Below are 15,384 nucleotides of genomic sequence, written 5' to 3'. Positions count from 1 at the left end.
TCGCTCATGTCCGGATCACGACACCTCGAACGCGCGAACGCGGTCGATCATCTCGGCACCGAACTGGAGATACGCTTGCGCACCGCGCGAGCTGCGGTCGAACACGACGCCCGGCAGCCCGTAGCTCGGCGCTTCCGCCAGGCGCACGTTGCGCGGAATCACCGCGTCGAACACCTTGTCGCCGAAGTGCGCTTTCAGTTGATCGGAGACTTGCTGCTGCAGCGTGATGCGCGGATCGAACATCACACGCAGCAAGCCGATGATCTTCAGGTCGCGGTTCATGTTCGCGTGAACCTGCTTGATCGTGTTGACGAGGTCCGACAACCCCTCCAGTGCAAAGTATTCGCACTGCATGGGGATCACGACGCCATGCGCCGCGCACAAGCCGTTCAGCGTCAGCAGCGACAGCGTCGGCGGGCAATCGATCAGCACGAAATCGTAGTCGTCGGCCACGTGCTCGAGCGCGGCCTTCAGCCGGCGCTCGCGGTTGTCGATGCTGATCAGTTCGATCTCGGCACCGGACAGCTCGCGGTTCGCGGGCAGCACGTCGTAGGTGACGCCGTCCGGCCGGATGCGCGCGTCGGTCACCGACACGCCGTCGACCAGCACCTCGTACACGGTCGCTTCGCAAGCAGCCTTGTCGATCCCGCTGCCCATCGTCGCGTTACCCTGAGGGTCGAGATCGATCAGCAGGACTCGTTGCTCCTGCGCTGCAAGGCTTGCGGCGAGATTGACCGATGTCGTCGTCTTGCCGACGCCCCCCTTCTGGTTCGCAACGCAGAAGATCTTTGCCATCGTTGGTGTGTTCCCTTTACCTTCAAACAAACGGCGCGCCATCGCGCGCCGGCCCTTCAATTCGCTTCGTCGACGGCCACTTCGATCAGATGCCGTTCGGCATCGAGCAGCGGCACCGCCAGCCGTATCGTCTGCTTCACGCGACTGCCTTCCGGCAACCGCGCAATCTCGTCGTCCGGATGAACACCCTTCATTGCCCAGATCGATCCGCCCGGCGCAACCAGGTGTCGAGCAAGTTTAACGAAGTCGGACAGGTCCGCGAAAGCGCGGGATACGATCATGTCGAATTTTTCCGGCACTTCGACACCCGGCTGCAGCGATTCGACCCGCCCCGTGACCACCGACAGGTTCGCGAGCTTCAGCTCCGCACGCATCTGGGTCTGGAATGCAGACTTCTTCTGCACGATATCGTTCAGCGTGATCTGCCAATCCGGCTCGACGATCGCCAGCACGATACCGGGCAACCCGCCGCCCGAACCGACGTCGAGCACGCGGGCCGATGCACGGCCACGCAGATGCGGAACGATGGAAAGCGAATCGAGGATGTGCTGGATCAGCATCTGCTTCGGGTCGCGGATCGCGGTCAGGTTGTAGACCGCGTTCCACTTGCCGAGCAGCGCGACATAGTCGAGCAGCTGGTTGCGTTGTGCATCCGTCAGCGTGAGGTCGAGCGCCGTCGTGCCTTCGACGAGCATCTGTTCCAGTACGTCCCGATTAACCGCCGGCGCGCGACGCGCCGTCATTGTTGCGTCGGGACGGCGCCGCCCCCCTGCTCCGCTGCCGCTTCGGCCGTGCCATTACGGCGGCCCAGGCCGCGACGCTTCAGGTGCACCATCAGCAGCGAGATTGCCGCCGGCGTGACACCCGAGATGCGCGACGCCTGCCCGATCGTTTCCGGCCGGAACTCGTTGAGCTTCTGGCTCACCTCGAACGACAGGCCGCGGACTTCGCGGTAATCGATACCGTCGGGCAGGCGCGTGTTCTCGTTCGCATCGTTGCGTTCAATTTCCGATGCCTGGCGCTCGATGTAGCCCTGATACTTGATGCCGATCTCGACCTGCTCCTTGATCTGCTCGAGCAGCACCGGATCGTCGGCCAGCGGCTCAGCGGGGCCGCACTCGCCGCCCTTCAGTCCGCACACACCGTCATAGCTGATACCCGGACGGCGCAGCAGTTCGGCGAGGCTGTATTCGTGGTCGATCGCCTTGCCGAGGAGCGCGGTCGCCTCTTCCGGCGGCAACGTCTTCGGCGTGACCCACGTCGACTTCAGGCGTTCGGTTTCACGTGAAACAGCGTCGCGCTTCCGGCTGAATGCGTCCCAGCGTGCGTCGTCGACGAGCCCCAGTTCGCGGCCGATCTCGGTCAAGCGCATGTCGGCATTGTCTTCACGCAGGCTGAGGCGATACTCGGCGCGGCTCGTGAACATCCGGTACGGCTCGGCCACACCGCGCGTCACGAGATCGTCGACCAGCACGCCAAGGTAGGCCTGATCACGGCGCGGGCACCATGCGTCCTTCTCCTGCACGTAGCGGCCAGCGTTGAGACCGGCCAGCAGACCCTGCGCGGCCGCTTCTTCATAGCCCGTCGTCCCGTTGATCTGGCCCGCAAAGAACAGCCCGTTGATCGCCTTCGTTTCGAGCGACGCCTTCAGCGCACGCGGGTCGAAGTAGTCGTACTCGATCGCGTAGCCGGGGCGCAGGATATGCGCGTTCTCGAGGCCGCGCATCGAGTGCACGAGCTCGAGCTGGACGTCGAACGGCAGGCTCGTCGAGATCCCGTTCGGGTAGAACTCGTTGGTCGTCAGCCCTTCCGGTTCCAGGAAGATCTGGTGCGATTCCTTCGAGGCGAACCGGTGAATCTTGTCCTCGATCGACGGGCAATAGCGCGGCCCGACGCCTTCGATCACGCCTGTATACATAGGCGAACGGTCGAGGCCGCCACGAATGATGTCGTGCGTGCGCTCGTTCGTATGCGTGACCCAGCACGGCAGTTGCTGCGGATGCTGCTCCGCACGGCCCAGGAACGAGAAGACGGGGATCGGATCGAGATCGCCCGGCTGTTCGTCCAGCTGCGAGAAGTCGATCGAGCGACCATCGATACGCGGCGGCGTACCGGTCTTCAGGCGGCCTTGCGGCAGCTTCAGCTCCTTCAGGCGCGACGACAGCGACACGGCCGCCGGATCGCCCGCACGGCCACCCGTATAGTTGTTCAGGCCGACGTGAATCTTGCCGTCGAGGAACGTACCGGCGGTCAGCACGACCGCACGCGCACGGAAGCGGATGCCGATCTGCGTGACGGCGCCCACCACCCGGTCGCCTTCGACCATCAGGTCGTCGACAGCCTGCTGGAACAGCCACAGGTTCGGCTGATTCTCGATCCGGTGGCGAATCGCGGCCTTGTACAGGATGCGATCGGCCTGCGCACGCGTCGCGCGCACGGCCGGCCCCTTCGACGAATTGAGGATCCGGAACTGAATACCGCTCTCATCGGTCGCGGCTGCCATTGCGCCGCCCAGCGCATCGACTTCCTTGACCAGATGGCCCTTGCCAATGCCGCCGATCGACGGATTGCAGCTCATCTGCCCAAGCGTTTCGATGTTGTGGGTCAGCAGTAATGTCTTTGCGCCCATGCGGGCGGACGCCAGCGCGGCTTCCGTGCCGGCATGACCGCCACCGACGACGATGACGTCAAATTCTGTGGGAAAAAGCATGGTGGATTCCGTACGCAGGACGGCGCACGAACCTATCTGAGAAATGTATGGGGCGAATTATAGCGGGTTCGCTTTTCACCCGAAGGCCGTCCGAACGGTAGGGTCTGTGCATTTCGGCGATTTTTCTGTGCTCGGCTGCAGAATCCGTGGCGCAGAGCCCGCTCCGGTAACGCTTCCGGCCCGCCGGCAACACATCGCTGGGCCTGTGCAAAAAATTCGCTTGCCGGGAAATTTCACGTGGAACACATACCTGTTCGATACCTGTGCCCCGCGCGGCAACCTGGACGGAACACCCTGTGCGACCGCGCCCACCCTCTCCCTCACAGAATTTCGGACGGCTCGCCTGACACTTATCCCCTGTGACCCGGCACAACATCCCCAGTGTGTGGAACAGGCGGCAGCCACCCGCGAACGATGCTCCGGATCGTCATCCGCTTGCACAGAGCTTCCGACTGTTTCCGTAGCACTTATCCCCTGGTCACTAGCTGTCGTGTGCCGGGGTCGCATCTCACCCAAAAACAAAAACGGCGTGTTTCACGTGAAACACGCCGCCCGTTTCCCGCCCACCACGCCACCGATCAGGCCGTTTTCTTCGCTAGCCCGAGGTACGTTTCGATCACGCGTGGATTCTGCGCGAGTTCAGCCGCCGGCCCTTCCAGCGCAAATTCGCCTGTCTCCAGCACATAGCCGTAATCGGAGATCTGCAGTGCAGCCCGTGCGTTCTGCTCGATCAGCAGCGTCGCCACGCCCGTACCGCGCAACGCGCTGATGATATGAAAAATCTCCTTCACGATCAGCGGCGCCAGCCCGAGGCTGGGCTCGTCGAGCATCAGCAGATCGGGCTTGCCCATCAGCGCGCGTCCAACCGCAAGCATCTGCCGCTCGCCGCCGGATAGCGTGCCGGCCGCCTGCTTGCGGCGCTCCTTCAGACGCGGAAACAGGGCGAACACGTGGTCGAGCTGGTCGAGGAAGTTCGCGTCACCGGCCTGCTTGCGCCGATACGCGCCCAATACGAGGTTGTCTTCGACCGTCATCGTGCTGAACAGCTCACGCTTTTCCGGTACGAGGCACATCCCGCGTGCGACGCGCTGCTCGACCGGCAACGCACCGACGTCGTGACCGCGGTACACGATCGCACCCGATGCATGCCCGGTCACCGGCAGCGCGCCCATGATCGCGTTCAGCAGCGTCGATTTGCCGGCGCCGTTCGGGCCGATCACGCTGACGATCTGCCCCGCGCCAACCTTGATCGCCGCGCCGTGCAGTGCCTCCACCTTCCCGTACCGGACCGCCAGCCCGCGCACTTCGAGAATCGGTATCGTCGTGTCCGTCATCACTCCACCCCGCCCAGATACGCTTCCAGCACCGCCGGATCCTGCTGCACGTCCTGCGGCAGTCCTTCCGCGATCCGCGTGCCGAACTCCATCACCACCAAACGATCGGTGAGATTCATCACGAAATCCATGTCGTGTTCCACGAGCAACACGCTCATGCCTTCCGCCTTCAGCCGCCGCAGCAGATCGGCGAGTTGCTGCTTCTCCTGGTAACGCAGCCCGGCGGCCGGCTCGTCGAGCAGCAGCAGCGTCGGATCGCAGCACAGCGCCCGCGCGATTTCGAGAATCCGCTGCTGCCCCAGCGCAAGGCTGCCCGCTTCGTCGTACATGTGCTTTTCAAGCCCGACGCGGCGGATCTGGCGTGCGGCCTCAGCCAGCAGCTGCGCTTCCTCATGGGCATTGAGCCGCGCGACGCTGCGCCACACGCCCGTACGGCCACGCAGGTGCGCACCGATCGCGACGTTCTCGAGCACCGTCATCGCCGGCAACAGCTTCACGTGCTGGAACGTCCGGCCGATGCCGCGGCGGACGATCTGGCGCGACGTGAGCCCGTCGATACGCTCGCCACGGAACGTGATCGTGCCGCCCGTCGGCTTCAGCACCCCCGTCACGAGGTTGAACGTGGTCGACTTGCCGGCGCCGTTCGGGCCGATCAGCCCGATGATCTGCCCCGCTTTCACGTCGAAGCTGACGTCGTTGACGGCCACGAGCCCGCCGAACTGCTTGCGCGCGTTGTCGACGACGAGCAGCGGCTCGCCGGCCGTCGGCTTCGCGCGCTGCGGCAACGGATCGGCGTGCTCGGGCACATGCGCGCGCGGCCCGCGCGGGAACAGCCTCGCGACGAACGGCCACACGCCCTGGCGCGCGTACTGCAGCAGCAGCACCATCAGCACGCCGAACACGATGATCTCGAAGTTGCCTTCCGAGCCGAGCAACTTCGGCAGCAGCGTCTGCAGATAGTCCTGCAGCACGGTCAGGATCGCCGCGCCGAGCACCGCGCCCCACACGTGCGACACGCCGCCGACCACGGCCATGAACAGGAACTCGATCCCGTGGTTCAGCCCGAACGGCGTCGGGTTCACCGCGCGCTGCAGGTGCGCGTACAGGAAGCCCGATACGGCCGCCAGCACGGCCGCATAGACGAAGATCACGACGCGCATCCACGCGGTATTCACGCCCATCGCCTCGGCCATCACGCCGCCGCCGCGCAGCGCGCGGATCGCACGGCCCGGGCGGCTGTTCAGCAGGTTCTGCACCGACACGATCGCGGCCAGCACGACGGCCCAGATCAGGAAATACAGGCTGCGCCCGCTTCCAAGCTCGATACCGAACAGGTTCAGCGCCGGAATCCCGTTGATGCCGTCGTACTTGCCGAGCAGTTCGAGGTTGCCGAACAGGTAGAACAGCGCGAGGCCCCACGCAATCGTGCCGAGCGGCAAGAAGTGGCCGGACAGCCGCATCGTGACCGCGCCGAGCACGAGCGCGACGAGCGCCGTCAGTACGACGCCGACGATCAGCGCGAGCCACGGCGACACGCCATATCGTGTCGTCAGGAACGCGGTCGCATAGGCGCCGATGCCGACGAACGCGGCCTGCCCGAAGCTCGTCATCCCGCCGACGCCCGTCAGCAGCACGAGCCCGATCGCGACGATCGCATAGAGGCCGATGTAGTTCAGCAGCGTGATCCAGTATTCGGGCACCTGCAGCGCACCAGGCAGCACCGGCAGCGCGAACAGCACCACGAGAAACACCCAGAAGGTCTTGTTGCGTACCATCGTCTTCATCGTGTCACTCCTCTTCCTCTTCCGCGTGCGGCGTCGCGAAACTCCGCCACAGCAGCACCGGAATGATCAGCGTGAACACGATCACCTCCTTGTACGCGCTCGCCCAGAACGACGAATACGATTCGAGCACGCCGACGAGCAGCGAGCCGGCTGCCGCGAGCGGATAGCTGACGAGCCCGCCGATGATCGCGCCGACGAAACCCTTCAGGCCGATCAGGAATCCCGAGTCGTAGTAGATCGTCGTCAGCGGGCCGACGAGGATCCCGGACAGCACGCCGAGCCCCGCCGCGAACGTGAACGCGAGCCGCCCTGCCTCGGTCGTGCCGATGCCGACGAGCCGCGCGCCGAGCCGGTTCACCGACGTCGCGCGCAGCGCCTTGCCGGCGATCGTGCGGCCGAAGTACACGTAGAGCGCGCCGATCAGCACGAGTGCCGTCACGACGACCAGGATGCTCTGCACCGACACGGTCATGCTGCCGATCGCGAGCGACGCATCCGAGAACCCGTTGGTGCGCGAGCCTTCCGCGCCGAACATCACGAGCCCGAGGCCGACCATCGCGAAGTGGACGGCGACCGACACGATCAGCAGCAGCAGCGTCGTGCCTTCGGCGATCGGCTGGTACACGAGCCGGTAGACGAACGGCCCCATCGGCACGACGATCGCGAGCGTCAGCGCGATCTGCGCGAGCATCGGCAGAGGCTGCGCGGCAAAGCTGCGCGTGATCGCGAACACCGCGAGCGGCAGCAGGACGTAGCGGCTGCCGAGTGTCGCGAGTGTGCGGCCGAGCTGATGGCGCCGTTCGCGATGCCGGATCAGGCCGCCGACTTCGAGCAGGAAGCACGCGATGCCCATCACGAACAACAGCCAGCAGGTGGCGGGAAATTTCTGCGCCTGCAACGCGGCAAGCGTCAGCGCACCGTAGGCGACGAATTCGCCCTGGGGAATGAAGATCACCCGCGTGACGGAAAATACCAGCACGAGCGCCAGCGACAGCAATGCATATATGGCGCCGGTCGTGATGCCGTCTTGCGCGAGGATCGCTGCAATCGAGAGATCCATACGTTTCGTGTATCGAGAATGCTGCGGAGAAACGAAAGACGGAAACGGCCGGGGCGCGCGGACGGCAAGACCGGTGCGCAGGCACCCGGTGACGGGCCCCGGCGGTTCCAGGCGGCACGGGCGCGACCCGTCGGGCCCCGCACCCTGCCGACGGCACGCACGGCGCCGTTCGCGCCGCACACGCCGGTTTCACGTGATGCTTACTCGGCCTGCAGCTTCCACTTGCCGTCGACGATCTGCACCATCACGCGCGCACGCGTATCGAAGCCGTTGTGATCGGTCGGCGTCATGTTGATCACGCCGTGCGACACGGGCAGGTCCTTCACGCTTTCGAGCGACGCGCGCAGCGCTTCGCGGAACGCCTCGGTGCCCGGCTGGCCCTTCTTCAGCGCTTCCGGAATCGCACGCTGCAGCAGTAGCCCCGCATCCCACGCATGGCCGCCGAACGTCGCCAGCGAGCCCGCGCCGTAGGCCTTCTCGTACGCGGCCTTGTACCCGAGCGCCGGCTTCTTCACCGGATTCGAATCGGGCAGCTGGTCGGTCACGAGCACCGGGCCGGCCGGCAGGATCTCGCCTTCGCAGTCCTTGCCGCACACACGCAGGAAGTCGTTGTTCGCGACGCCGTGCGTCTGGTACACCTTGCCCTTGTAGCCGCGCTCCTTCAGCGTCTTCGCCGGCAGCGCCGCCGGCGTACCCGAGCCGGCGATCAGCACCGCATCCGGATTCGAGCCCATCAGCTTCAGCACCTGCCCCATCACCGACGCGTCGGTACGGTTGAAGCGCTCGTTCGACACGACCTTCAGGCCGTTCTTCGCGGCCGCCGCGTTGAACGTGTTGTACCAGCTGTCGCCGTACGCATCGGCGAAGCCGATGAAGCCGACCGTCTTCACGCCGTGCTTCGCCATGTAGCCGGCGATCGCGTCGGCCATCAGCTGGTCGTTCTGCGGCACCTTGAACATCCAGGCGCGCTTCGCATCCATCGGCGAGATGATCTGCGCGCTCGCCGCGAGCGAGATCGTCGGCGTCTTGCCCTGCGACACGGGATCGAGCATCGCGAGCGAGTTCGGCGTGACGGACGAACCGATGATCGCGTCGACGTGATCCTCGTCGATCAGCTTGCGCACGTTCTGCACCGCGCGGCTCGTGTCGGATGCGTCGTCGAGCACGATGTACTGCACGCTCTTGCCCGCGATTTCCTTCGGCAGCAGCGCGATCGTGTTCTTTTCCGGAATCCCGAGCGACGCGGCCGGCCCGGTGGCCGACAGCGTCACGCCGATCTTCACCTGCGCCGACGCCGTGGCGGCCGCGCACACGAGGCCCGCGGCAAGCAGAACTTCCATCCATCGATTCATCTTCATTTATGTCGTCTCCAAACGCTGCTCGAAAAAGCCACGGGTCGCTCGGGCGGCTCCCGGTCTCCAAACAAGTTAATAATTTAACTATCTCGCCTTGCCCCGCCTACACTCGTTTTCCCGTGACACGCCGGCGCCGCCATCGAGCCCCGGCGATACCGCACATGCACGCGCCGCGGCGCGTGCCGATACGGTCGTTCGGCCGCCACGATGCGCGGCGGCAATGTCGTCAGGATGAAGGGAACGGAGAAAAGCGGCGCTGCGCGAAACGCGATCGATGCGGGCGCAACGATCGCCGGAAGGTCGGCCGGCCGGGCCTGATACGGCTCCACGCGCGGGCAATGCGGGATCGGAAAAACGGCCGTTCATGCGAATGCGAACGACCAATCGGATGCGAACGCAACGACCGGGCACACCATCGTGCCGGCAGATTGCATCGGAACGCACATGCCGGCCGCAGGGCGGCTCGTGAAAGCCCGGGCATACCGATGCACGTCCGCCCCCGAACGAGCGGCGCCAGCCGCCCCTCCCGCCCCGATCCTTCGTCCCGCGCTTCTCATCCAACCGCACTCCCTCTTCTGCATTTTGCTTGTAGGAGAACTGCCGACCGTTTTCCCGACCGCACGGTCGGCGAAAGCTGAGTGTAACGGACGCTTTTTGTGCACGCCAACCGGGTAAGCCCGGACGGCATGCGCACGGCTGCGCGCCGGCGGCGATCGACCGGCAGGTATGGATGAAATCGGGGGACGGGATGACGCGCGAGTGACGCGAGGCAGAACACGGGCGCGCGGAACGCGGCGCGATTCGCCTGCACCGTCGATGGAAATTCGTGCACCAAATGAAAAAGCGCTGTTGGATTCCGTCCAACAGCGCTTTAGGGTCCGGGCACTTTGTGCCTCGATTGTCTCCTCGTTCTCCACCTGCAAATTCGTTTCGCGGTGCATCAGAACTGAAGTGAATCTTAAAGAGGCTTAAGCACCACGGCAACTTAGCATTTACCCCTATGGTGCATCGCCGCACGAAAATGGGGCAGCAGCCAGCCGCGCGGTGCCGCCCCGAGCGCGCTGCGACGCGCTTCACGAGCATGCCGGATGGTGCTTCGCATCAACCCGCGGCGACGTGCGCGGCATGCGCTCAGGAGGCCCTGAGCGGCTTGATCCGCGCAACCATCTCGCCGACGATGCCACGCCGGAAGGCGAGCACGCACACGATGAAGATCAGCCCCGTGACGATCGTCGCCGATTCGCCGAGCGAATGGAACCACGCGACGCCCGTCGCCGATGCGAGCCATTCGCCGATGTCGCCGAGCCGGTCTTCGAGCGCGACGATCAGCGCCGCGCCGAGCAGCGGCCCGAACAGCGTGCCCATGCCGCCGACGAGCGTCATCAGCACGACGAGGCCCGACATCGTCCAGTACGCGTCCGACAGCGTCTCGAAGCCGAGCACGAGCACCTTCAGCGAGCCGGCCAGCCCCGCGATGCCTGCCGACAGGATGAACGCGAGCAGCTTGAAACGATCGGTGTCGTAGCCGAGCGAGATCGCGCGCGCCTCGTTCTCCTTGATCGCGACGAGCACCTGGCCGAACGGCGAATGCACGACCCGCACGATGAACGCGCACGCGGCGACGACCACCGCCACCACGACGTAGTACAGCGCGACGTCGTTCGACAGGTCGAGCAGCCCGAACAGGTGGCCGCGCGGCACGCCCTGCAACCCGTCTTCGCCGTGCGTGAACGGCGCCTGCAGGTAGATGAAATAGACCATCTGCGCGAACGCGAGCGTGATCATCGCGAAGTAGATGCCCTGCCGGCGGATCGCGAACAGCCCGACGACGAGCCCGAGCAGCGTCGCGGCAACGGTGCCGACGAGCACCCCGAGTTCCGGCGTGAAGCCGAGCGTCTGCATCGAATAACCGGTCGCATAACCGGCGGTCGCGAGGAACATCGCATGGCCGAACGACAGCAGCCCCGTATAGCCGATCAGCAGGTTGAATGCGGCCGCGAACAGCGCGAACGTGAGCACCTTCATCACGAACACCGGGTACGCGCCGATGAACGGCGCGGCGAGCAGTGCGGCAAGCAGCACGCCGTAGAGCACTTTTCTCTGCATCATTTTTCCTTGCCGAAGAGGCCCGCCGGGCGGAACAGCAGCACGATCGCCATGATCACGAACACGACGGTGGCCGACGCTTCGGGGTAGAACACGCGCGTGAAACCCTCGATCACGCCGAGCATCAGGCCCGTGACGATCGAGCCGAGGATCGACCCCATCCCGCCGATCACGACCACCGCGAACACGGTGATGATCATCGGCTGGCCCATCAGCGGCGACACCTGGATCACCGGCGCGGCCAGCACGCCCGCGAACGCCGCGAGCGCGACGCCGAAGCCGTAGGTGAGCGTGATCATCATCGGCACGTTCACGCCGAATGCCTCGACGAGCTTCGGGTTCTCGGTGCCCGCGCGCAGGTAGGCGCCGAGGCGCGTCTTCTCGATCACGAACCAGGTCACGAGACACACCGCGAGCGACGCGACGACCACCCACGCACGGTAGTTCGGCAGGAACATGAAGCCGAGGTTGGTGGCGCCGGACAGCTGCGACGGCACGTCGTACGGCTGGCCGGACGAGCCGTAGATCGACCGGAACACGCCCTCGACGACCAGCGTGAGCCCGAACGTGAGCAGCAGCCCGTACAGGTGATCGAGCTTGTACAGCCAGCGCAGCATCGAGCGTTCGATCAGGATCCCGAACGCACCGACGACCAGCGGCGCGATCACGAGCATCGCCCAGTACGGCAGCCCGAAGTACGACAGGCCCATCCACGCGAGCATCGCGCCCAGCATGAACAGCGCGCCGTGCGCGAAGTTGATCACGTTGAGCAGCCCGAAGATCACCGCGAGCCCGAGGCTCAGGATCGCGTAGAACGAGCCGTTGACGAGCCCGAGCAGCAACTGGCTCAGCATCGCCGGCAACGGAATGCCAAAGATTTCCATCGACTTAGCCGTCAGTATGAGTTTCGTTGCGCGCGCAACCTTCCAGGGACACGCACGCGGGCGGCGCAGCGGGGCACATCGCTGCGGCCGCCACCGTGCGGCGCGCAACTCGCGCGCCGCCAAGCCCCGCTTACTTCCACAACGCGCAGCGCGATTCCTGCTTGGTCCCGAACGCCTGTTCGCCCGGAATCGTCGCGAGCACCTTGTAGTAATCCCACGGCTCCTTCGATTCAGCAGGCTTCTTCACTTCCATCAGGTACATGTCGTGGATCATGCTGCCGTCCGTGCGGATGTAGCCCTTCGCGTAGAAGTCGTTGATCTTGATCTTCTTCAGCTCGGCCATCACCTTGTCGGAATCGGTCGTGCCGGCGGCCTGGACCGCCTTCAGGTAGGTCGTCACCGACGAGTAGTCGGCCGCCTGCAGGCTCGACGGCATCTTCTTCATCTTGCCGAAGTAGCGTTGCGCCCACTGGCGCGACGCCGCATCGCGGTTCCAGTACCAGCTGTCGGTCAGCACGAGGCCCTGCGTCGTCTCGAGGCCGAGGCTGTGCACGTCGTCGATGAACATCAGCAGCGCGGCGAGCTTCATCGTCTTCGTGATGCCGAACTCCTTCGCGGCCTTGATCGAGTTGATCGTGTCGCCGCCCGCGTTCGCGAGGCCGAGGATCTGCGCCTTCGACGCCTGCGCCTGCAGCAGGAACGACGAGAAGTCCGACGCGGACAGCGGGTGACGCACCGTGCCGAGCACCTGCCCGCCGTTCGCCTTCACGACATCCGACGTGTTCTTCTCGAGCGCCTTGCCGAACGCGTAGTCGGCGGTCAGGAAGAACCAGCTCTTGCCGCCCTGCTTCACCACCGCCGAACCGGTGCCCTTCGCGAGCGCCATCGTGTCGTATGCGTAGTGGACCGTGTACGGCGTGCACTGCTCGTTCGTCAGCGTGTCGGCGCCCGCGCCGATGTTGATGTAGACCTTCTTCTTCTCGCCCGCGACCTGGTTCATCGACAGCGCGGTGGCCGAGTTCGTGCCGCCGACCAGCAGGTCGAGCCCGCCGCGGTCCATCCATTCGCGCGCCTTCGACGCGGCGATGTCGGCCTTGTTCTGGTGATCGGCATAGACGACCTCGATCGGCTTGCCGAGCACCTTGCCGCCGAAATCGGCGACCGCCATGCGGATCGCCTCGAGGCCGCCCTGCCCGTCGATATCCGCGTAAAGCCCCGACATGTCGGTGATGAAGCCGATCTTCACGGTATCCGCGGCCTGCGCGGCGCCGGTGGTGAACGCGGCGGCCGCGAGCGCGAGACAGGCGTGTGCGAGGGTCTTCATTTTCATTGACGTCTCCTGTTGTTCTGATGCGTTGTGGTTGTTCGAAGCCGCCACGGCTAGCGGCGAGAGAGACGGGGCGGCGTCACACCCCGAGCAGGTCGTGCAGGGTCGGCATCTTGCTTTCCAGTTCGGCCGCCTGGAAATGTTCGACGATGCTGCCGTGCTCCATCACGTAGAACCGGTCGGCAAGCGGCGCCGCGAAGCGGAAATTCTGTTCGACCATCACGATCGTGTAGCCGCGCGCCTTCAGCGCGACGATCATCCGCGCCAGCGACTGCACGATCACCGGCGCGAGGCCTTCGGAGATCTCGTCGAGCAGCAGCAGGTTCGCGCCGGTGCGCAGGATCCGCGCAACCGCGAGCATCTGCTGCTCGCCGCCGGACAGCCGCGTGCCCTGGCTCTGCCGGCGCGACGCGAGGTTCGGGAACATCGTGTAGATCTCGTCGATCGACATCGCGTGATCGCGCGGCCCGATCGGCGGCGGCAGCATCAGGTTCTCCTCGCACGACAGGCTCGAGAAGATCCCGCGCTCCTCCGGGCAGTAGCCGACACCGAAATGCGCGATGCGGTGTGTCGCGAGGCCGATCGTCTCGTTGCCCGCGACCTTGATCGACCCGCTGCGGCGGCCCGTGAGGCCCATGATCGCGCGCAGCGTCGTCGTGCGGCCCGCGCCGTTGCGGCCGAGCAGCGTGACGACCTCGCCGCGATGCACCGTCAGGTCGACACCGTGCAATATGTGGGATTCCCCGTACCAGGCCTCCAGGCCCGTGATCTCCAGCGCGGGCGTACCGCTTTCGACGCCGCTCAATTCGCGTTCCTCCCGTTCGCTGTGCTTCATGCGTGCGCCCCCGCGAGCGCCGCGTCGGCGCTGCCCATGTAGGCTTCGATGACGAGCGGATTCTTCGACACTTCCGCATACGAGCCTTCGGCCAGCACCTCGCCGCGCTGCAGGACGGTGATCGTGTCGGAGATGCCCGCGATCACGTTCATGTTGTGCTCGACCATCAGTATCGTGCGGCCGCTCGCGACCTTCTTGATCAGTGCGGTCACGCGATCGACGTCCTCGTGGCCCATCCCTTGCGTGGGCTCGTCGAGCAGCATCAGCTCGGGCTCCATCGCGAGCGTGGTCGCGATCTCCAGCGCGCGCTTGCGGCCGTATGCGAGTTCGACGGTCGGCACCTGCGCGAAATCGGTGAGGCCGACCTGCGTGAGCAGATCCATCGCACGGTCGTCGAGCCGCTTGAGCGTGCGTTCGCTGCGCCAGAAATGGAATTCGGTGCCGAGCGCGCGCTGCAGGCCGATGCGCACGTTCTGCAGTGCGGTCAGGTGCGGGAAGACGGCCGAGATCTGGAACGAACGGATGATGCCGCGCCGCGCGACCTGCGCGGGCCGCTCGTCGGTGATGTCGATCCCGTTGAAGACGATCTGGCCGGCCGTCGGCGTCAGGAATTTGGTGAGGAGGTTGAAGCAGGTCGTCTTGCCCGCGCCGTTCGGTCCGATCAACGCATGGATCGCACCGCGACGCACACGCAGGTTCACGCCGTTGACGGCCGTGAAACCCCTGAATTCCTTGGTCAGTCCGCGTGTTTCCAGAATCGTGTCGCCGAGAATCATGTTCCCTTCCGTACGAAGTCAGGCGAAGCACCGGGAAGATTCGCGCGAAGCGGCCGCGAAACACGTCAGCGGATGAGCAGGCTGCCCCGGGCGCCGTGTTACGCCTCGAGGGTGGTCTCCCGCGCCGACGCGTATTCACACTGCGCCACATTGTCTCGCCGTTGGTGCAGTGCAATCATCGGGATTTGCACTTATAGGGCTGGCCGCCATGTCGCACGCGGCTGTGCACGGTTTCGCGCCACGTTTTTTTTGACACGTGCATCATCGACCGTTGCCTCTTCGCACGGCGCGGCAGGCACGCAACAGGAAAGCCGTGCGGCTGCACGGCTTGCATGGATCTTGCCGGTGAAGCGACGCAATCGACACGATCTGCACCGGCAGCTTGTTTCGCATATCGAACCAGCGGGCGTCATCATGA

Annotated in this window: 12 protein-coding genes; all 12 read right to left on the bottom strand. The window is 65.2% G+C overall.

From position 1 onward, the window contains the following. Positions 1–15: 15 nt before the first annotated feature. Complete coding sequence (locus PQB87_RS00605; protein WP_027788714.1) at positions 16–795, bottom strand: ParA family protein; 780 nt, start codon at positions 793–795, stop codon at positions 16–18. 56 nt (positions 796–851) lie between these two features. Next, on the bottom strand, positions 852–1,538 hold the full coding sequence (gene rsmG, locus PQB87_RS00600) for a 16S rRNA (guanine(527)-N(7))-methyltransferase RsmG (protein WP_048023976.1): 687 nt from the start codon (positions 1,536–1,538) through the stop codon (positions 852–854). Continuing rightward, a complete protein-coding gene (gene mnmG, locus PQB87_RS00595) occupies positions 1,535–3,505 on the bottom strand; it encodes a tRNA uridine-5-carboxymethylaminomethyl(34) synthesis enzyme MnmG (protein WP_489242450.1) in 1,971 nt (656 codons plus the stop codon). Before mnmG ends, rsmG begins: the two co-directional genes overlap by 4 nt. A gap of 578 nt (positions 3,506–4,083) precedes the next feature. Beyond that, entirely contained in the window at positions 4,084–4,839 is a 756-nt protein-coding gene (locus PQB87_RS00590; protein ID WP_301863761.1) for an ABC transporter ATP-binding protein, read from the bottom strand. Next, the gene (locus tag PQB87_RS00585) at positions 4,839–6,623 is read right to left on the bottom strand and encodes a branched-chain amino acid ABC transporter ATP-binding protein/permease (protein ID WP_021160434.1); all 1,785 of its coding nucleotides are present in this window, start codon (positions 6,621–6,623) and stop codon (positions 4,839–4,841) included. Before PQB87_RS00585 ends, PQB87_RS00590 begins: the two co-directional genes overlap by 1 nt. Positions 6,624–6,627: 4 nt before the next feature. Then, positions 6,628–7,683, bottom strand: coding sequence for a branched-chain amino acid ABC transporter permease (locus PQB87_RS00580; RefSeq protein ID WP_027788718.1), 1,056 nt, complete (start codon positions 7,681–7,683; stop codon positions 6,628–6,630). A 200-nt stretch (positions 7,684–7,883) separates the two neighbouring features. After that, positions 7,884–9,041 (bottom strand): ABC transporter substrate-binding protein, encoded by a 1,158-nt coding sequence (locus PQB87_RS00575; protein WP_021160432.1) that lies wholly within the window; start codon positions 9,039–9,041, stop codon positions 7,884–7,886. A 1,128-nt stretch (positions 9,042–10,169) separates the two neighbouring features. Continuing rightward, the gene (locus tag PQB87_RS00570; RefSeq protein ID WP_059490387.1) at positions 10,170–11,144 is read right to left on the bottom strand and encodes a branched-chain amino acid ABC transporter permease; all 975 of its coding nucleotides are present in this window, start codon (positions 11,142–11,144) and stop codon (positions 10,170–10,172) included. Then, complete coding sequence (locus PQB87_RS00565; protein ID WP_021160429.1) at positions 11,144–12,028, bottom strand: branched-chain amino acid ABC transporter permease; 885 nt, start codon at positions 12,026–12,028, stop codon at positions 11,144–11,146. Before PQB87_RS00565 ends, PQB87_RS00570 begins: the two co-directional genes overlap by 1 nt. 130 nt (positions 12,029–12,158) lie before the next feature. Next, positions 12,159–13,358: an ABC transporter substrate-binding protein gene (locus tag PQB87_RS00560; RefSeq protein ID WP_048023983.1), complete on the bottom strand. Its 1,200-nt coding sequence runs from the start codon at positions 13,356–13,358 to the stop codon at positions 12,159–12,161. A gap of 76 nt (positions 13,359–13,434) precedes the next feature. Then, on the bottom strand, positions 13,435–14,190 hold the full coding sequence (locus PQB87_RS00555) for an ABC transporter ATP-binding protein (RefSeq protein WP_021160427.1): 756 nt from the start codon (positions 14,188–14,190) through the stop codon (positions 13,435–13,437). Further along, positions 14,187–14,966 carry an ABC transporter ATP-binding protein gene (locus PQB87_RS00550; protein ID WP_021160426.1) on the bottom strand — a complete coding sequence of 260 codons (780 nt, stop codon included), beginning with the start codon at positions 14,964–14,966 and terminating at the stop codon, positions 14,187–14,189. The genes PQB87_RS00555 and PQB87_RS00550 overlap by 4 nt, the downstream gene beginning before the upstream one ends. Positions 14,967–15,384 lie beyond the last annotated feature (418 nt).

Source organism: Burkholderia sp. KL41, assembly GCF_057005415.2.
The sequence above is the reverse complement of the archived record's forward strand: the minus strand, read 5'-3'. Positions and strand labels throughout refer to the sequence as shown.